The following is a 17,328-nucleotide window of genomic DNA, read 5'->3' as shown; positions in this document are numbered from 1 at the left end:
GCGCGTCAGACCGCTTCGGCTGTGAAGAGCTGCGAAGGCGTCACGAACTCGTCCTGCGCCGCGACCGTCAGGATCTCGCGCGAGCCGGCCTCCTTGGTCCGCTTCAGCAGGCCGTAGATCGAGGATGCCGCCTTGCCGAGCGCACTCGCAGCCGAGCCGTCGCGCAGATAGTGCACGAAGAACAGCGCCGCGATCGCATCGCCTGCACCGTTGATGTTGATGTCGATCTTCGGCGTGCGCACGCGATAGATGCCCTGCACGTCCGCCGCCATCAGGTCGATCGAATCCGCCGGCGTCTCGTTGGTGATCAGCGACGTCACGAGCACGACCTTGGGCCCGGCATCGCGCAGCGCCTCTACGGCGCGATGCGCATCGGCCAGCGTCCTGACCTCGACATCGGTAAGCAATTCCAGCTCGAACTGGTTCGGCGTGACGATATCGGCGGCCGGCACCGCCTGCTCACGCATGAACTCCGGAATACCCGGCCGCACGAACACGCCGCGGCCGACATCGCCGATCACCGGATCGCAGCAATACATCGTCTTCGGGTTGGCTTCGCGCACCTTCGCTACGGCCGAGAGGATGGCGTGGCCGATATCGGCGGAGCCCATATAGCCGGAGAGCACGCCATCGCATCTGCCGAGCACGCCGCGCTCGCCGATGCCCGCCATCAACTCATCGATCGTGGCGCCATCGAAGACCTGCCCCTTCCAGGCGCCGTAGCCGGTGTGGTTCGAGAACTGCACGGTATGGATCGGCCAGACCTCGACACCGAGCCGCTGCATCGGGAACACGGCCGAGGCATTGCCGACATGGCCATATGCGACATGGGACTGGATCGAGAGGATGTTCATGTGGGTAGGCCAGCCTTCGACGACACGACGCGGCGAACCTAGCGGCTGGTGCGGCCCGCGCCAATCGAAAGCCGTGATGGGAGCGATCAGTGCGGTGCGCGGGGACCTGTCGTAGCCCCGCTCGGCAAGCCGCCTCAGGCCGCCGTGCCCATGATGTAGGGAGCGCTGACGATGACGACGGCAAGCTGGATCGCGTTGCACAGCATGCCGCCGTAATGCAGCCGGCGCAGCCGGCTGCCGACATCGGCCGGCCAGGCGTCGATCTGGGCGTCCATTCGCTGCAGGAACCAGCGGCGCGCCATGAGCGTGGACGCCAGAACGGCAACGCCGATGACGAAGGTCCATCGACCCGTCACGGCGAAAACCAGCGTTCCGACGATGGCGGTGATGGTCAGCACCTGGAAATAGGCCCCGAACATCATGCGCAACAGACGGGCGACGGGCAGAATGTCGAGCTTCACGAACAGAAAGCCCGGCGCAGCCAGCAGGAGATAGCCCATCGGAAGGATCAGGATGACGACAGCGAACAAGGCGGCGGGATTCGGCATCGTACGGGCGCTCTTGTCGTTGGCTGCCGGAACATGCCGCCAGCAGAAGCCGCCACAATATCCGTCCGGTTTCGAACACAAAACAATTGAACTTTAGTCGAGCAAAATCGAGCCAACTACCAGGCGAATACATGACTGCGTCGACTCAATACGGCCCGCTCCGCTCTTCCCGCAGGCGCACACCAGAATCCGAGCGCCTACCTGAGGCGTCACTGCGTCTAAGGTCTACTTGTGCAGAATTGAATTCCTTACCACAACAAACATCACGAGGCACTTCCTCAACGAAATTTAACAGAGAGTGATAAAATAAAGCAATAGCAAGAAATAAATCAATGGGGGGAAACAAATGAGCAAATTCTCTTGGTTCCGGCGATCGCGAAACAAGAACAAAGCCTCCAACGATATAGAGCAAGCCGAAGGTAGCGATCGGCGTCATCTACTCCAGGCGCTTTCCGCCATGGTCGGCGGTGGTGCCTTAGCCTCGATATCGCCACCGGCCGTGGCCAAGGATTCGAGCGAGCTGCCCCCGCCGAAGCGGGCGCTGACCGGCCGCGATGCAGCCGGCAAGTCGGTGTTCAAGTCGTTCGACGTCACGTCCAAGGTGGTGGAGATCGACTCCAACCCGGGGCTGACTTTCTACGAACTCTACATGACCGAGGGCGTGCCGCAGCTGACCGGCCTGGAACCCGATCCGATGCTGAAAGGCACGGTCGCCTTTCCCGGCCCCGGCGGCACGATGTTCCGCCTGATCTCCTATCCGCCGCGGCGGCCCGAGGGCTGGAAGCCGCCGGCCGGCGTCACTTTCAAGAGCGCGCTGGAGGAAATGTCGGAGAAGGTCCCGCGCATGGGCGACCATTTCGACCTCAGCGCACCGGGCATGCACACTTCGGACACCATCGACTACGGCGTCGTGGTTCGCGGCGAGATGACGCTCGAGCTGGACGACGGACAAACCGTCCATCTGCGCCAGGGCGACTGCATCGTGCAGAACGGCACCCGGCATCGCTGGCGCAACCCGCTGCCGGAGCCCTGCCTGATGGCCTTCATCTCGGTCGGCGGCAAGCGGGGCTGAAAGGCGGATCCGTTCTGGGGGAAGCCCACAGCCCGGCGACTGACGCGTACCGCCATCGCCCGCAACACGAGCGATGGCGGGGCCTGATCAGCCTCGCCTCAGATGCTGCTCAGCCGCGCCACGCCGGCGGTGTCGGTGAATTGCGTCACGCTCTTCAGCTTGCCGTCAGAGACGGTAAAGACGTCCATGATCTCGAAAGAGCCGCTGCGGCCCGTCGGTTTGCATGCGACGTCGGCGCGCCAGTGCAGTGTGGCCGTCTCGCCGTCGACCGTCATCGCCAGCTCCTCGACATTGCTGAAGACATACGTCGCGATGAGCCCGGCCATCTGCTCGCGAACAGCTTCGATACCATCCGGCTGCACGAAGACTTCGGCGGCCTGCGGCCCTCCCGCGAGACGGTAGCTGCACTGCGGGTGGAAATAGTCCATCAGCGCATCGAGATCGCCGCGATGACGGGCGGCATACGCATCCCGAATGAGGGTTTCGATCGCAACACGCTCGATCATGTCGCCTCTCCTTGCGTCAAGGGCACAATCTCGCGCCGCGGGAACTGCAAGTCCAGCGCGCGTTTTGAATGGCCCGCCAAAGAGAATGGCGCCGCTATGAAGCGACGCCATCATCAGCATGACGAGCGAGCTGAACCGGATCAGGACCCGGCGGCCGCCTTCTTGGCGAACGAATCGATGAAGGTCTTGCCCAGGTCGACATTCGAGTTCGTCAGCTCGGGGTCGAGCAGCTTGAGCGAGTCGTACATGCTCTTCATCGCGTCGGCGGTCGGGATGCCGGTGCGCGAATAGCTCTCCTGCGAGTTCTTCACCGCGGTCAGATAGAGCGGCTTGTCACCGAGATGGTACTCAGCCGGGACGAGATCGGCGACATCCTCGGGCTTGGCCGTCTCCAGCCATTTCAGCGACTTCATCAGCGCGTTGACGAGCTTCTGCGTCGTCACCGGGTTCTTCTCGGCGAAGTCGTTCTTGAGATAGAGCACCGCCGCCGGGTTAGAGCCGCCGAACAGCGCCTTGGTGCCGGCTTCGGTCCGAGTATCGATCAACGAGATGACGTCGCCGTCCGATTCCAGCTTCGAGGTGACGGGGTCGAGATGCGAGATCAGGTCGACCTGCTTCTGCTTGATCGCCGCGACTGCGCTGGCGCCGGCGCCGACGCCGATGATCGCAGCATCGCTCGCCTTCAGCCCGGCTTTGACCATGGCGTATTGCGCCGTCAACGCCGTCGAGGAGCCGGGCGCGGTGACGCCGATCTTGAGGCCCTTGAAGTCGGCGGCCGACTTGACCTTGTCGGCGAGGTCCTTGCGCACCGCGATCGTGATCGCCGGGAATCGGCCGAGCTCGATCACCGCGCGGATGTCCTGGCCCTTGGCCTGCATCCGGATGGTGTGCTCATAGGCCCCGGTGACGACGTCGACCGAGCCGCCGACCAGCGCCTGCAGCGACTTGGCGCCGCCGCCGAAATCATTGATCTCGACGTCGAGCCCCTGGTCCTTGAAGAAGCCCTTCTTCTCCGCGACCGTCAGCGGGAGATAGTAGAGCAGCTGCTTGCCACCGACGCCGAGCGTCAGCTTGGGCTTTTCGGCGTTCTGGGCGAAGGCAGGCGAAAGGCCGAGCGCCGTAGTGAAGGCGAGCGCAGCGAGCGCCGCGCGGCGATTGAAAAACATAGGTTTCCTCCGGTTGATCGATGACGCGCTTCGTAAAAGGCGCGATTTCGCGACGAAGATAGGCGCATTGCCGCAAGCTGGGCAAGCGCAGGCACGAGGTCGCGCAACGCACGAAGCCGAGGCCGATCGACGCGGAAGCAAGGCGAAAGATTCAAGGCTCGTTAAACACGGCCTCCCATACTGCTTGCGGGCTACGCCTCGACAGGGACCTTCGACCAGAACGGGCGAAACAGGAGACGGTCATGGTGGACGCGGTGGCGACCCGGATTGCGCCTTCCGCGCTTGCGCTCCTGCAAAACGCACCGTCATCGAGCTCGCCGGCCGCAGACAGTCGAGGCATCTCGCCTGCCGGCACGGCATCGGCAGCGCCTGATCAGAATGAAGCCGTCATCCTCGATCTGTCGGAGCAGGCTCGGACCGTTCTGGCGCAGGCGAGCGCTGGCGTTCAACCCGCCCCATCGACCAAGTCCGCCGATGATCTAACCGGACTGATCCGGTTCGAAGAGCGCTTTAGGCTCATGACCGAATACACCGCGCTTCAGCAGGAACTGGCCTGGCTCAGCGACCGGACCGCAGCCTATGCGCTCGACAAGACGTTTGGAGGCGCGGCGGCACAGCAGGACCAGAGCGGCAGCGACGCAAGCGGACAGGCGGAGGTCGATCGCTATGTCCAACGGCGTGAGGAGCTGATGCCGCGTTTCGCCGAGCTAACGCGGAAGCTCAAGGCCCTGCCGGGCCAGGAGAGCTAACGGAAGACGCGGCTCGCATAGAGCGCGATGGCGAAACAGGCGAGCGCGACGCCGAGCAGGATCCAGTTCGTTTCCGTCGGGCTTTCCAAAGCCGCATTCGACGGGTCCTGCGGATCATAGTGTACGTCGACCGGCGCTCCGGCCGGATAGCGATCGACAAGCGTCTGCGCGAAGCTCTCCGAGCCCGATACCTCCAGGCCGAGCTTCACCTGCCGGCTGTGCAGGCGATTGCCGGCGACCGTGTAGGCGAACTCGATAACCGGAAGATAGGTCTTGCTCGTCCTGCCATTCTCCGTCGAGCGGCGCTGCTCGACGGCGCTGGAGACGATCTCGCCCTGCGTGACCGGCCAGGCATTGGCGCGCGCCAGATAGCGCCGGTGCCCGACGAAGAACAGCAACGCCGCCAGGCCGAACAGCGCGGCGAACAACATCACCGGGACATCCGCATCCGGCATGCTTGCCTTGAGACCCTCGGCTCCCTGCGTGACCGCCCAGTAGAACCCGCCAGCTAGCAGCGCCAGGACGACCAGCAGGAGGCCGCAGCCTTTCACCGCTCCCTTGGGCGCATCGCGCTCCAGCACGCAATCCTCTGGATCGGCCGGATCGTAGAAAACGGTCACCATCTTACCGACCGGGTAGCGCGCCAACGCCTCCTCGGCATATTTGCCGCTGATGTCACCGAGACTGACGCGCGTGCCGCGATAATCTTGTCCGCCGACCTTGAAGGCGTAGGCGACGTCGGGGACGTTCACGACCGTGCCGATCTCGTTGCCGGCCGGCGGGCGGCGCGCTGCCATCTTCGACAGGGTGATACGGCCCTTCGCCTGCACCCAGCCCTTGGCACGCCGCACCTTGAGCACGGCATTGATGATCATCGCAGCGACCATCACCACCATCGGCAACCCGATCAGCAGGATGCCGCCGAAGGTCGTCCCGGCGAAGGGCAGCCGCTCAACCCAGCTCTCCGGCAGCACCTCCGCGATCACGAAGATCAGCGCGAGCGAGGCGACGACCGCCACGATCGCCCAGACCGGCGGCTCGCCCGAGGCTGCCGCGGCTTTGGCCGGCGAGGCCTTGCGCAGCCAGTTCCGATTAGCGCGCCAACTGTCATTGCCGTCGAGATAAGCGAGGAAGATCGTCTTCAGCGCCGCGGCGTCGACCGTCTCGGCGGCATCGAACCTTGCCTTGCCCGAATGATAGGCCAGCCGGAACCGGCCGCGCTCGTCACGCTCGGCTTCGACATAGCCGTCATCGTCGGAGAGGTTCATGAACCAGTCGGGATCATCGCCGCGCTGATCGATAGCGCGAGCGATGTCCTCAGGCGTCGGATCAGCCGTGATGCGATCGCAGACGTCGAGCTCCATGATCGCCCCCCGATGATGGAAGGGCGAGGATGGCGCTCATTCGCGCCAGGAATCAAGCGGAGCTTACGTTACGTCGTCGTCGTGCTGCTCTGTCCTGGTCGCCAGACCAGCAGGCGGTTCTCGACCAGCGTCACGATCGAATCGATCAGGATCACGAAGATCGCCAGGATCAGCATGCCGGAGAACACGCCGGTGACGTCGAAGACGCTCTCGGCCTCGTGGATCTTGTAGCCGAGGCCGGCCGAGGAACCGAGATATTCGCCCACGACCGCGCCGACCAGCGCAAAGCCGACCGAGGTGTGCAGGGACGAGAACATCCAGGTCAGCGCCGAGGGCCAGTAGACATGGCGGAAGAGCTGGCGCTCGTTCATGCCGAGCATGCGCGCATTGGCCAGCACCGTCGGCGAGACCTCCTTCACGCCCTGGTAGACGTTGAAGAAAACGATGAAGAACACCAGCGTGAAGCCGAGCGCCACCTTCGACCAGATGCCGAGCCCGAACCAGAGCGCGAAGATCGGCGCCAGCACGACGCGCGGCAGGGCGTTCGCGGCCTTGATGTAAGGGTCGAACACTGCCGCCAGCAGCGCGTTCCGTGCGAAGGCGAAGCCGAAGAAGACGCCGGCGGTCGAGCCGATCACGAAGGCGAGCACCGTCTCGGTCAGGGTGATGCCGAGATGATAGTAGATGTCGGCGCCGGTGAGCTGCTTCCAGGTCCGCGCCAGCACCTCGCCAGGCGTCGAGAAGAAGAACTGCGTGGTCTTGATGTCACCGAACAGGCTGGTGGTGGTGACGACGTGCCAGATCGCCAAAAACACGACCATGACCAGGATCTGCAGGGCGAGGAGCTTGACGCGGTTCATGACGCAGCTCCCTCGACCAGTTCCTTGCCCTCGCCCATGGCATAGGCCTTCTGCACCTCGACCCGAAGTGAGGTCCAGATGTCGCGGTGGATCTCGTGGAAGGTTTTCTCCAGCCTGATCTCGGCGATGTCGCGCGGCCGCGGCAGCGGCACCTTGTAATCGGCGACGATGCCGGCGGCCGGGCCGGCCGACATCACCACCACCCGGTCGGACAGCGCGATAGCCTCCTCGAGGTCGTGCGTCACGAAGATCAGCGCCTTGCGATCCTTTGACCAGAGATCGAGCAGGAGATTGCCCATGATCTGGCGGGTCTGCGCATCGAGCGGCCCGAAGGGCTCGTCCATCAGCAGGATCTCGGGATCGCGGATCAGCATCTGCGCCAGCGCCACGCGCTTGCGCTGGCCGCCCGACAGCATGTGCGGGTAGCGCTCGACGAAGGCGCGCAGGCCGACGCGCGCCAGCCAGTCGCGGGCCTGCTTGTCGGCCTGTGCATCCGAGACGCCCATCGGCTCGAGCGCGACCTTGACGTTGTCGAGCGCCGTCTTCCACGGCATCAGCGCGTCCTGCTGGAAGAGATAGCCGGCGCGGCGGTTGAGGCCCGAAAGCGGCTGGCCGAAGATCGTGACCTTGCCTGCGGACGGCGTCAGCAAACCGGCTGCAGCGTTGAGCAAGGTCGACTTGCCGCAGCCAGTCGGCCCGACGACGGAGACGAACTCGCCGGGCGCCACAGCAAGGTCGATCTTCTTCACCGCCTGGTAGCGCTGGCCGCCCTGTAGATGGAAGGTGATGTCGATGCCGGAGAGGCTGACCGCCGGCAGTTCTGCTGCCGCGCCCGCATCGCCTGGCGGGCTGACCTTGGACTCCATGGATATCCCGTCCCCTGCCGTCGGCGCCGTCCCGGCGCGCGGCCTATTTCCGCTCGTCGCGAACACTAGGCAATCATCGGGCGAAGGCAACCCGCCCTGCGACACCGGGGCCCGTCAGCCAGCGGGTTGTAGTAGCGAAAAGTCGACGCTTCTGCTCTATCGCTCGCGATATCGTTCGCCGCTCTCAGGAGAATTCCCGGCCCATGCCCCCGCTTGAGCAATGGATGCACGAGCTCGTCGCGTTCATGCGCGCCAACCAGTACTGGGCGGCCCCGATCGTCTTCCTGATTGGCTTTGCCGAATGCGTCGCGATCCTGTCCTGGCTCGTGCCGGCGACGGTGTTCTTCACCGCGTTTGGCGCGGTTGCCGGCGCTTCGGGCCTCAATCTCATGCCGCTCTCGCTCGCAGCGGCGCTCGGCGCGGCCTCCGGCTTCTGGCTCTCCTACTGGATCGGCCTCGTCCTCGGCCCTCGCGTCGGCGATCACTGGCCACTGCGCAATAATCCTGCGCTACTCCAGCGCGGACATGACTTCTTCGAGAAATGGGGCGTGTTCGGCGTCGCCATCGGCCATTTCTTCGGCCCGATCCGGGCGGTGATCGCGCTCGTCGCCGGCATCGTGAAGATGCCCTTCTGGCCCTTCCAGCTGGCGAACTTCGCCGCCTCCTTCGCCTGGGGCTTCGGCCTGATCTACGGCGCCGGGCGCTTCTCCGAATACATGATGCAGTTCACCGGGAAGTAGCCTCGGCATCGGACCGAAAAGTGGATTCCACTTTTCGGAAAAATCCGATGCGACAACCAATAGATAGATCGCTTTTTTTCGCGTCCGTTCGGACGCACGGCGATCTAGCCAATCGCGGCGAAAACCCGGCGAAAAGCACAACGCCAGCTGAACGAGCGTCTCAGATCGCGTTCAGCCGCACCAGCCGAAAGTCTGGCCATCGCGTCGAGACCGGATCCTCCGGTTCACCACCGGCGCGGCGGCGCGGACGGCCCGGCATCCGCGTATCGCTCAAGCTCCACCGGGCAGGACTTACAGGAGTCGAGATCATGACCATGTCTCGTTTCGCCATCGGCCTTGCTGCGCTCGCTCTCGCCGCCGGCCCGGCCCTCGCGCAGACCGCAACCCAGCCGACGACTCCGGCCAAGCCGGCCGCTCCCGTGACCACGCCAGCCGCGCCGGCTGCTCCCACTGCTAAACCGGCTACGCCCGCAACCCAGGCCCAGACCAAAAAGATCAACATCAACACCGCCAGCGCCAGCGAGCTCGAGCAGCTCAAGGGCATCGGCGAGGCCCGCTCCAAGAAGATCGTCGAGGAGCGTGCCAAGGCGAAGTTCAAGAACTTCGACGATCTGGTGAAGCGCAGTTCGCTGCCCTCCAACGTCGAGGCCGAGATCAAGGACCACGTCACCTTCTGACCTCGATCAAACTAGACGAGCCGGCCGCTTCCCGCGGCCGGCTCTTTCGTTTTGCAGCAAGCTAGCTACCGCTCTGCGTCTGCGAGGCATCCGCCTCGCGCAGCGCCTGGGCGCAGTCGTCGCAGCAGACCTCGACCGTATTGCCGCCGATCGTGACCTTGATCGGGGTCTCGTCGAGCTCGCAATCGCAGGCGGCGCAAGTTCCACTCATGGCATTCCTCCGTCTCAGAGGCCGCTCATTCGGCCGCCCTGAGAAAGACCACCCGGCTGCTTACGGCGCTGTCGGATTCTTTAGCGATCCGCTCCGGCCGGGCCGGTGTTCCCGCGCTCAGGCCGCGCAGGACCTGGTCGACGCTTTCCCCGCCCGCAAGGCCGCGCCGCTCTTCGACGCGCAGCGAGATGATCGCGGTCGGGTCCCCGAAAAAGGGAGCGGCCGTCGCGTCGCGCAGATCGCTGTCGCGCAAGCCGAGATCGCGCAGGTCGCGCTCGGTCATATCGCAGAGAGTGCGATAATCGCGGCGCGATTGCAGCCAGTGGCTGATCCCGCCAAGAATCCGGCCGAGCCCGTCGACCATTGCGAGCACGGGCTTGGCCGATCCGATGATGAAGCTGATCATGACCTGTCTCCGTCGTTGTGATGACGACAGAGAACGCCTTCGGGCTGACAGCTGCTGTCAGAATCTTTCGCGATCAGTGACAGCTTCTGTCAGCGGAGATTGAGCGAGCGCTGAAACTCAGCCGGCGTGCGGCCATAGGCCTGCCGGAAGGCGGCGCTGAAATGACTGTGACTGGAGAAACCGAGTTCGAGTCCGAGCTGGGTCAGGTCGTCGTAATCGCCGAGGAGGTCGAGCGCCCGCGCCAGCCGCAGGCGCAATTGATAGCGATAGAGCGGCACGGCCTCGACCTGGGCGAAGACCTGGGTGAGGTAGACCGGCGAGACCCCGACCTCGCGCGCGATCGCGGCCAACGTCCAGCGCCTGGCGAGATCGGAGGCCATCACCAGCTTCGCCCGGTCGACCAACTTGCGCCGGCCAGATGTCGCGCCCGCCGCATGCGAGGTCCGTTCGCCGAGCGCCCGCCGTACCAGCGTCAGCGCCAGCGTCTCCGCTTCGAGCGGCTCGGCGACGCCGCGCTGCAGGCTATGCCGCAGCAGGGCGACGAGCACCTGCGCGCGCGGATCGATTCGACGGTGCTGCGTCAGGAAAGAGGTCGTGCCCTCCCGCAGCAGCTCGGCCTGCACAAGCTCGTGGAGAGCGTCCTCGCCAAAGCGCAGGTCGAGGCAAGCATCGCCGCCCGCAACCGGGTGGCTGACCTGGTAGCACTCATGCGGATTGAAGAACAGGACCTGGTTGCTCTCCGCGACCACATCCTCGCGCCCGACATGGCGCACGAAGACGCCGCGATACGGGAAGACGAGATGGGTCGCGTGAGCGCATTCCTCGCGGCTACGATGCCGGCACTCGCCGGAGCAAACGACATCGCGCACCAGCACGATCTCGCTGTCGAGCAGCTTGCTTACCGAGAACTGCGACATGCCTGCCTTTCGCTGCGCCGGTTGACGCCGCGAAGAACTACAGCAGGCCGAGGACGACCATTGTCAGCAGGGCGAACGAGGCGCCCAGCGCCAGATGCGCGATCTTGAACTGAAAACCTTGGGACGCATGCATCGATCGGATCGGTGTCATCATCGCCTCCATCTGTTCAGCTTCGGTCAGCTTCGTCGTTGAATTCTGCCGTCGTGGCCGGGCCGCGATGGGCTCAATAGGCCAACATTCCAGCGACGCCCCAACCGACGATCGCGAGGGCAAGCCCAGCCACCAGAACGACCAGCACAGGCCGGTCCAAGAAGCCTTGCCTGGCCTCAACCGGGGTCTCCACTGCGGGATCGCTATCGGAATGGACATCCGCTCGCATTGGCGGGATCGGCTGGCCACCGTTCTCAGGAATACGCGCCTCACGCTCTTTCACGTCGTCGTGCATCGTCGCCTCCTGCTCGTTTGAGCCGTGTCAGCCGCCGACGGCGCGCATCAGCACATTCGCCAGCAGCGTCACCGCGAGAAAACCGCCCAGCAGCAGGACGGGGAGCTGGTCGCCCCATGACACAGGCTTGGCCACATCGGCGAGCCCGTGACGAGCGTGGCGCTGATGCAGCCGTTCGATCGCCCTATGTCTCAGTTCGTCTTCGCGGGTCATCGCACGCTCCTGCAGATATCGACTGGAGCATCAACGCCCGCCGCGGGGCGCGGTTCCCCAAGCTCGCCCCCTCAACGCGAAACGGGCGCCCTGCCGGGCGCCCGTTTCCTTGATTGTCAAACAGTTGCAAGCGTTTCCGGAGTCAGCTTCGCAGGGATCTGAATCCGCGTGCGAAGTCTGGCGCCGGCCTCAGTTCTTGGTCTTGTCGACCAGCGCCTTGGCCTTGATCCAGGGCATCATGTCGCGCAGCTTGGCGCCGACTTCCTCGATCGGGTGAGCGGCGTAGCGGGCGCGGGTCGCCTTGAACGAGGTCTGGTTGACCTTGTTTTCCAGCATCCAGTCGCGGGTGAACTTGCCCGACTGGATGTCGGTGAGCACGCGCTTCATCTCGGCCTTGGTCTCGGCGGTGATGATACGGGGACCCGTCACATACTCGCCGAACTCGGCGGTGTTCGAGATCGAGTAGTTCATGTTGGCGATGCCGCCCTCGTAGATCAGGTCGACGATCAGCTTCACTTCGTGCAGGCACTCGAAATAGGCCATTTCGGGGGCATAGCCGGCCTCGGTCAGCGTCTCGTAGCCAGCCTTGATCAGCTCGACCAGACCGCCGCAGAGCACGACCTGCTCGCCGAAGAGATCGGTCTCGCACTCTTCCTTGAAGGTGGTCTCGATGATGCCGGCGCGACCGCCGCCATTGGCCGAGGCGTAGGAGAGGCCGAGGTCATGGGCGTTGCCGGTGGCGTCCTGGTGGATCGCGATCAGGGTCGGCACGCCGCCGCCGCGCTGATACTCGGAACGGACGGTGTGGCCAGGGCCTTTCGGGGCGACCATCAGCACGTCGAGGTCCTTGCGCGGCTCGATCAAGTTGAAGTGGACGTTGAGGCCGTGCGCGAACAGAAGGGCGGCGCCCTCCTTCATGTTGCCGTGCAGTTCGTCGCGATAGATGTCGCCCTGCAGCTCGTCGGGGGTCAGCATCATCATGATGTCGGAGACCTTGGCGGCCTCGGACGGGGTCATGACCTTGAAGCCGGCCTCTTCGGCCTTCTTGCGGGTTGCCGAGCCGGCCTTCAGCGCGATGATGACGTCCTTGACGCCAGAATCGCGCAGGTTGAGCGCATGGGCATGGCCTTGGCTGCCGTAGCCGACGATGCAGACCTTCTTGCCCTTGATCAGGTTGATGTCGGCGTCGCGATCGTAATAAACGCGCATTGGATGCGTCCTTCCTTGGGTTGGATTCTTGGCTTCAGGCTTTCGGTACGGCGCCCTGCCGTCCGTGAAGGGTGAGGAACTGGTCGGTGGCGCGCGCCGCGTCGCGCTGGATCTCGGCTTTGCCCGAGACGAGCGCATCACCGAGCAAAAGCCTGATCTGGACGTCGCGGCCGACCAGGCCGAAGAAAGTGCGGAACGCCGTCTCGGCGTCGTCGAAATCGAGGAGCCCCGCGGCGCGGCCAGCCTCCAGGACCGGCTTCAAGCGCTCACCAATGGCGAAGCGCCCGTTCGCCAGAACGATGCCGCCAAGATTGCTCTTGCCCGAGGCAGCATGGCCGATGGCGGCACGATTGAGCGCGATCGAGGTTTGGCTCGTGATCACGCTGAGCCAGTTCTCGGCGAAATCCCGCAGGCTCTTGCGCAGCGTCGCCGCATCGAGCGCCTGGCGATCGTAGTTGTCAGCCCGGACCTTCGACGCTTGCCATTGCACCGTCGCAGTCAGCAGACCGTCGCGGTCGCCGAACCATTTGTACAGCGTCTCCTTGGAGCAGCTCGCCCGCCGGGCGACGGCCGTCATCGTGAGCTGGTCGCCCTGCTCCACCATCAACGCCAGCACGGCGTCGAGCACGGCCTGCTGCCGCTCGCTCAGCGCTTCGCCTTGGCTATGGGTTGCGGGTTCGCTCATCGATCCGGAGAGTACCGTACGTTACGGTTCTGGCATCTACCGCACGGCTTGCCGGGGCGCAAGGGCCCGCGGGAGAAAATTCATCGCCCGCACGCCATCAGGGCACCTATATCTTCCCCCGAGAGAATGCCTGATCCGGAGCGAGTTATGACACAGCCTACCCCGCCTGCGGCCGCCGAAGTCCTCGCCTTCTGGCGCGAGGCCGGCCCGGACAAATGGTTCGCCAAGGACGATGCCTTCGACGCCGAGATCGCCCAGCGATTCCGGCCGCTGGTCGACGCAGCCGCACGCGGCGAACTCTCCAATTGGGAAGAGACGCCGGAGGGCGTCTATGCGCTGCTGATCCTGCTCGACCAGTTCCCGCGCAACCTGCATCGCGGCTCGGCCCACGCCTTCGCGGCCGATGGGCTGGCGCGCGAAGTCGCCGGCCGTGCGGTCGCGCGCGGCTTCGACGAGGCCTTCGATAATCCGGAACGCCGTTTCCTCTACATGCCGTTCATGCACTCCGAGGACCTCGCCGACCAGGAGCGCTGCGTCGCCCTGAGCGAGGCCTCGGGCGATGACGACTCGGTCAAGTACGCCGTCATCCACCGCGACATCGTCCGCGATTTCGGCCGCTTCCCGCACCGCAACGCCGTCCTCGGCCGCGAAAGCTCGGCCGAGGAGCAGCGTTTTCTCGATGATGGCGGCTTCAGCGGCTGATCAGCTGCCGACCGCGTTCCGATGAGCCTCGGCCAGTTCGGCCATGCTCTTGAAGTGGAAGTCGACCTTCGGCTGGTTCGCGGGGATCTGCGTCGCACCACCGCCTGCCATGCCGAAGCGCCGGTCGATCCAGGCCCGCGCCAGCCCGGCCCGCTCCGCCGGGACATGATCGTGGAACAGGCTCTGCGCGGTATGCAGGACATCGCCGGCCTTGAGGCCGAGATCGGTCTCAAGATGCGCCAGCAGATAGTCGAAGTTGCGCGGGTTGGGCTTGTAGGAGCCGACATCCTCGGCGGTGTAGATCGCGTCGAAGGTGACGCCGAGCTTGCGGTTGCTGGCGGCGAAGCTCGTCCGATCGACATTGGAGAGGATCACCAGCCTGTAGTACCGCTTGAGATAGGCGAGCGCCTCGGCTGAGTCTGGAAAGGCCGGCCAGTCCGGCACCGAGCCGCCGAAGCGCTCGTTCAGATCGGCGTGGATGTTGACGCCCAAATCCTTGGCGAGGCGGGCATGGACGGCGGCGAGCAGCGTCGAATAGCGCAGCGACGGTCCCGCCTCCTCCAGCTCGCTCTCGATCCGGCCAAAGCGCGCCAGCGCCTCCTCGCGGTCGAGTTTGAGCTGGCCGGCGCTGATCAGCGGCTGCAGCGCGTTCCAGATCCCGGTCTCCCAGTCGATCAGCGTGCCGTAGCAGTCGAAGGTCAGAACTTTGAAATCGGTGAGTTTCATCGCGAGCGGTCCTCATGGGTGCGCAGTCGTATGGACCATAACGACCACCCGCACCGCCGTGATGAGGCGAAACTCCGAACGACTTGACCGAAACTGCGCTTAACGGCTCAAGCCGCTCTGGCTCGCTGCGCGGAACTCGGACGGCGTCAGGCCGAAGCGCCGCTTGAACTGCCGGTTGAAGGACGAGGCGTTCTGGTAGCCGAGGCGGTAGGCGATCTCCGAGATCGGCAGCGCCGTCGCGACCAGCTGCCCGGCGGCCTCGTCAAACAGCCGGGTCAATTGCGCTTGCTTCGGCGACTGCCCCGTGGTCGCCCGGAACAGCGCGTGGAACCGGCTTTGGCCGAGGCCGGCAATCCTCGCCATCTCGACCACGCTGCCGGCTCTGCCGTCACGGGCGATATCCGCGACACGGCCTTCCGCACGCGACAACGGCCGAGGCATGGCACTCGGCGCAACCAGTTGCAGCCCAGCCATTGCCATATGGGCCGCATCGCTCGGGCGGCAGGTACCGGCTTCGACCTCGGCGCCCAGCTGCCGGAACATCCGCCAGAGCCAGGGCTCGATCCGTGTCAGCGACGGAACGAGATTGCGCAGCAGCGCCGGTTCGGCCTCGCCCGCGAAGGCTCCCGCCTCGACATCGAGGATGAGCATGCTGCAATCGGCCGTCGGCTCGAAATCATGCTCGTGGTCGCGCGGGATGATCGCGACGCATTGGCTCGACACGACACTGCGATGCCCCTCGACATCGAGCCGCATCGCGCCCTGCATCGGCAGCAGGATCTGGCTGTAGTCGTGGCGGTGGCGGTCGCCGCCGCGATAGCTGCGGAGTTCGAGTTGGATCGACATCACCTGCTCACGCGCAAGAGATCATCATGCAGCCCATTTGCCGCCGATCGGCGCAGGCGATCAAGAGCCTCAGCCGCCCGCCGCCTGCTGCGCCGCGATCCGCTGCAGGAAGATCGCCGCGACCGTGAGCACGAAGCCGGCCCACCACAGCGGCGAGCGCAGGCTCTTGCCCGAGCCGAGCGGCTCGGCCGCGGCCTTGCCGGACAGGCGCTGATAAATCGGCCAGACGAAACAGGCGAAACCGAGGGCGCCGAGGCCGAGCGAGATTTCATTCAGTCCGATCGTCACGGCTCTGCCCCCTTCCCGGCCAGCGCCGGACGATCGCTTTCACCAGCAATCGCAGGTTCCTTCAACCCCAGCCTTCGCAAGGGATCGCCGATCAGTCCCGAGACCAGGAGCGCCAGCATCCGGTCGATGCCAGGCAACCGCGCCAATGGCGGCACCACGCGATCGCGGATCACCGGCAGCACGGCACTGTCCGACTGGTAGAACGGCGTGAACATCCGGCTCGCCGCCTGGTAGAGCCGGACATGCCAGCGGCGCAGCTGCGCATAGCGGCGCAGCGCGCCATCGAGATCGGCGGCCTGATTGAGCGCCACCGCCAGCGCATAGGCATCGAGCAGGGCCATGTTCGCCCCTTGCCCGAGCTGAGGACTGGTCGAATGCGCGGCGTCGCCGATGAAGGCGATCCGCTGGCCGTAAGGTCGCGGCAGCGTCTGGTGGCGATAGCTCGCGAAGGTAAGTTGCTCCGGATCGGCGATATGGGCGAGCAGCGGCGCGGTCGCCGGCCAGGTGCGCTCGACCTCGGCTTTCCACGCTGCAAGTCCGGCGCTGCGCCAGCCGTCGAGCGCATCCGCCTTCAGACTCCAGAACAGCGCCGCTTGCGGCTCGCTCTGCTCGCCATGACGCCCGATCGGCAGCACCCCGACCATGACGCTGGCGCGCCGATAACGCTGTTCGAGCGCGTGGCGATCAAAGCCGGTCTCGCCAAGCGGGACATTGGCCCAGAGCGCACCATAGCGCAGCGGCACCTGCCTCACTGGTCGAACGGCATGGCCGAGCAGCGGCGAGCGCGTGCCCGACGCATCGACGACGAGATCGAAGGGGCCGATGCGGCGACCGCTCGCGGCGATCAACGAGACCTTGCCGCCAGCAGAGGCATCGATGTCGCCGACCTCGACCCCGGTCTCGATCGCGATGGATTGCCGCTGCACAGCGGTAAACAGCTCTTCGAACAACGCCGCACGATGGATGCCAACGCCGAAACGCTCCCGCTTCAGCGCGGCATAGCGCACATCGAGCACCACCGAGCCGGTCGCGGCGTTCAGGCCGAACAGCCTGTCGATCCGGCTGCCGGTGGCGATCAATGGCGCGGCGAGGCCGAGTTCAGCGAGAACAGCGAGCCCGCTCGGCTGCAGGATCAGGCCGGAGCCGAGCGGCTGCGGCTCGCTGAAGCGCTCGACCAGCGTGACCTTGTGGCCCGCCCGTTCGAGCAGAAGCGCGGCCGCCAGTCCGGCGGTGCCGCACCCGATGATCGCGATCGATAGGCTGCGACTCATGCCGCA

24 protein-coding genes are annotated in these 17,328 nt (G+C 65.1%); 5 read left to right on the top strand and 19 right to left on the bottom strand.

Features of this window, described 5'->3' with window-relative positions; translation table 11 throughout:
- Positions 1-5: 5 nt before the first annotated feature.
- The 3 genes from pdxY to BLM15_RS31235 all read right to left on the bottom strand — a co-directional run bounded on the left by pdxY (position 6) and on the right by BLM15_RS31235 (position 1,838).
- Positions 6-854 (bottom strand): pyridoxal kinase PdxY, encoded by an 849-nt coding sequence (gene pdxY, locus BLM15_RS01930; protein WP_126109859.1) that lies wholly within the window; start codon positions 852-854, stop codon positions 6-8.
- Between the two features lie 134 nt (positions 855-988).
- On the bottom strand, positions 989-1,402 hold the full coding sequence (locus BLM15_RS01925) for a hypothetical protein (protein WP_126109857.1): 414 nt from the start codon (positions 1,400-1,402) through the stop codon (positions 989-991).
- A gap of 145 nt (positions 1,403-1,547) precedes the next feature.
- Positions 1,548-1,838, bottom strand: coding sequence for a hypothetical protein (locus BLM15_RS31235; RefSeq protein WP_164547338.1), 291 nt, complete (start codon positions 1,836-1,838; stop codon positions 1,548-1,550).
- A 63-nt stretch (positions 1,839-1,901) separates the two neighbouring features.
- Between BLM15_RS31235 and BLM15_RS01920 the strand changes: the two genes are divergently transcribed.
- A complete protein-coding gene (locus BLM15_RS01920) occupies positions 1,902-2,474 on the top strand; it encodes a cupin domain-containing protein (RefSeq protein WP_236846491.1) in 573 nt (190 codons plus the stop codon).
- A 98-nt stretch (positions 2,475-2,572) separates the two neighbouring features.
- On the opposite strand, the gene BLM15_RS01915 is transcribed toward BLM15_RS01920, so the two are convergent.
- Positions 2,573-2,980, bottom strand: a complete 408-nt coding sequence (locus BLM15_RS01915) for a nuclear transport factor 2 family protein (protein ID WP_164547357.1) — start codon at positions 2,978-2,980, stop codon at positions 2,573-2,575.
- 140 nt (positions 2,981-3,120) lie between these two features.
- Positions 3,121-4,146 (bottom strand): ABC transporter substrate-binding protein, encoded by a 1,026-nt coding sequence (locus BLM15_RS01910; protein ID WP_126109851.1) that lies wholly within the window; start codon positions 4,144-4,146, stop codon positions 3,121-3,123.
- 245 nt (positions 4,147-4,391) lie between these two features.
- Here BLM15_RS01910 and BLM15_RS01905 point away from each other — a divergent pair, with 245 nt between their 5' ends.
- On the top strand, positions 4,392-4,895 hold the full coding sequence (locus BLM15_RS01905) for a hypothetical protein (RefSeq protein ID WP_126109850.1): 504 nt from the start codon (positions 4,392-4,394) through the stop codon (positions 4,893-4,895).
- Here BLM15_RS01905 and BLM15_RS01900 read toward each other — a convergent pair.
- The 3 genes from BLM15_RS01900 to BLM15_RS01890 all read right to left on the bottom strand — a co-directional run bounded on the left by BLM15_RS01900 (position 4,892) and on the right by BLM15_RS01890 (position 7,985).
- Positions 4,892-6,259: a DUF3592 domain-containing protein gene (locus BLM15_RS01900; protein WP_126109848.1), complete on the bottom strand. Its 1,368-nt coding sequence runs from the start codon at positions 6,257-6,259 to the stop codon at positions 4,892-4,894. The two genes, BLM15_RS01905 and BLM15_RS01900, sit on opposite strands and share 4 nt — an antisense overlap.
- A gap of 68 nt (positions 6,260-6,327) precedes the next feature.
- The gene (locus BLM15_RS01895) at positions 6,328-7,119 is read right to left on the bottom strand and encodes an ABC transporter permease (RefSeq protein WP_126109846.1); all 792 of its coding nucleotides are present in this window, start codon (positions 7,117-7,119) and stop codon (positions 6,328-6,330) included.
- Positions 7,116-7,985, bottom strand: coding sequence for an ABC transporter ATP-binding protein (locus BLM15_RS01890; RefSeq protein ID WP_126109844.1), 870 nt, complete (start codon positions 7,983-7,985; stop codon positions 7,116-7,118). Before BLM15_RS01890 ends, BLM15_RS01895 begins: the two co-directional genes overlap by 4 nt.
- 203 nt (positions 7,986-8,188) lie before the next feature.
- Between BLM15_RS01890 and BLM15_RS01885 the strand changes: the two genes are divergently transcribed.
- Together BLM15_RS01885 and BLM15_RS01880 are read left to right on the top strand one after the other, a co-directional pair.
- The gene (locus BLM15_RS01885; RefSeq protein WP_206438591.1) at positions 8,189-8,725 is read left to right on the top strand and encodes a DedA family protein; all 537 of its coding nucleotides are present in this window, start codon (positions 8,189-8,191) and stop codon (positions 8,723-8,725) included.
- 308 nt (positions 8,726-9,033) lie between these two features.
- On the top strand, positions 9,034-9,402 hold the full coding sequence (locus tag BLM15_RS01880) for a ComEA family DNA-binding protein (RefSeq protein ID WP_126109842.1): 369 nt from the start codon (positions 9,034-9,036) through the stop codon (positions 9,400-9,402).
- A gap of 61 nt (positions 9,403-9,463) precedes the next feature.
- On the opposite strand, the gene BLM15_RS31230 is transcribed toward BLM15_RS01880, so the two are convergent.
- From BLM15_RS31230 to BLM15_RS01850, 7 genes are all read right to left on the bottom strand, one after another.
- The gene (locus BLM15_RS31230; RefSeq protein ID WP_164547355.1) at positions 9,464-9,613 is read right to left on the bottom strand and encodes a hypothetical protein; all 150 of its coding nucleotides are present in this window, start codon (positions 9,611-9,613) and stop codon (positions 9,464-9,466) included.
- 25 nt (positions 9,614-9,638) lie between these two features.
- On the bottom strand, positions 9,639-10,019 hold the full coding sequence (locus BLM15_RS01875) for a DUF1127 domain-containing protein (protein ID WP_126109840.1): 381 nt from the start codon (positions 10,017-10,019) through the stop codon (positions 9,639-9,641).
- Between the two features lie 89 nt (positions 10,020-10,108).
- Positions 10,109-10,936 carry a helix-turn-helix transcriptional regulator gene (locus BLM15_RS01870; protein ID WP_126109838.1) on the bottom strand — a complete coding sequence of 276 codons (828 nt, stop codon included), beginning with the start codon at positions 10,934-10,936 and terminating at the stop codon, positions 10,109-10,111.
- A 224-nt stretch (positions 10,937-11,160) separates the two neighbouring features.
- Positions 11,161-11,382: a hypothetical protein gene (locus tag BLM15_RS01865; RefSeq protein ID WP_126109836.1), complete on the bottom strand. Its 222-nt coding sequence runs from the start codon at positions 11,380-11,382 to the stop codon at positions 11,161-11,163.
- Between the two features lie 27 nt (positions 11,383-11,409).
- A complete protein-coding gene (locus BLM15_RS01860) occupies positions 11,410-11,595 on the bottom strand; it encodes a hypothetical protein (RefSeq protein ID WP_126109834.1) in 186 nt (61 codons plus the stop codon).
- 189 nt (positions 11,596-11,784) lie between these two features.
- Positions 11,785-12,804, bottom strand: coding sequence for a ketol-acid reductoisomerase (gene ilvC / locus BLM15_RS01855; protein ID WP_126109832.1), 1,020 nt, complete (start codon positions 12,802-12,804; stop codon positions 11,785-11,787).
- 34 nt (positions 12,805-12,838) lie between these two features.
- Positions 12,839-13,489, bottom strand: coding sequence for a TetR/AcrR family transcriptional regulator (locus BLM15_RS01850; protein WP_126109830.1), 651 nt, complete (start codon positions 13,487-13,489; stop codon positions 12,839-12,841).
- Positions 13,490-13,636: 147 nt separating this feature from the next.
- Between BLM15_RS01850 and BLM15_RS01845 the strand changes: the two genes are divergently transcribed.
- The gene (locus BLM15_RS01845) at positions 13,637-14,191 is read left to right on the top strand and encodes a DUF924 family protein (RefSeq protein WP_126109828.1); all 555 of its coding nucleotides are present in this window, start codon (positions 13,637-13,639) and stop codon (positions 14,189-14,191) included.
- Here the strand turns inward: BLM15_RS01845 and BLM15_RS01840 are convergent, their stop codons facing one another.
- The 4 genes from BLM15_RS01840 to BLM15_RS01825 form a co-directional block, all read right to left on the bottom strand.
- Positions 14,192-14,917: a haloacid dehalogenase type II gene (locus tag BLM15_RS01840; RefSeq protein WP_126109826.1), complete on the bottom strand. Its 726-nt coding sequence runs from the start codon at positions 14,915-14,917 to the stop codon at positions 14,192-14,194.
- Between the two features lie 99 nt (positions 14,918-15,016).
- Positions 15,017-15,763, bottom strand: a complete 747-nt coding sequence (locus BLM15_RS01835; RefSeq protein ID WP_126109824.1) for a helix-turn-helix domain-containing protein — start codon at positions 15,761-15,763, stop codon at positions 15,017-15,019.
- A gap of 69 nt (positions 15,764-15,832) precedes the next feature.
- Positions 15,833-16,051 (bottom strand): hypothetical protein, encoded by a 219-nt coding sequence (locus BLM15_RS01830; RefSeq protein WP_126109822.1) that lies wholly within the window; start codon positions 16,049-16,051, stop codon positions 15,833-15,835.
- Entirely contained in the window at positions 16,048-17,322 is a 1,275-nt protein-coding gene (locus BLM15_RS01825; protein WP_126109820.1) for an FAD-dependent oxidoreductase, read from the bottom strand. Before BLM15_RS01825 ends, BLM15_RS01830 begins: the two co-directional genes overlap by 4 nt.
- Positions 17,323-17,328 lie beyond the last annotated feature (6 nt).

Origin of the sequence: Bosea sp. Tri-49, from assembly GCF_003952665.1 — a bacterium.
GTDB lineage: Bacteria > Pseudomonadota > Alphaproteobacteria > Rhizobiales > Beijerinckiaceae > Allobosea.
Note: the sequence above shows the minus strand (reverse complement) of the source record. Positions and strands in the feature narration are given on the sequence as shown.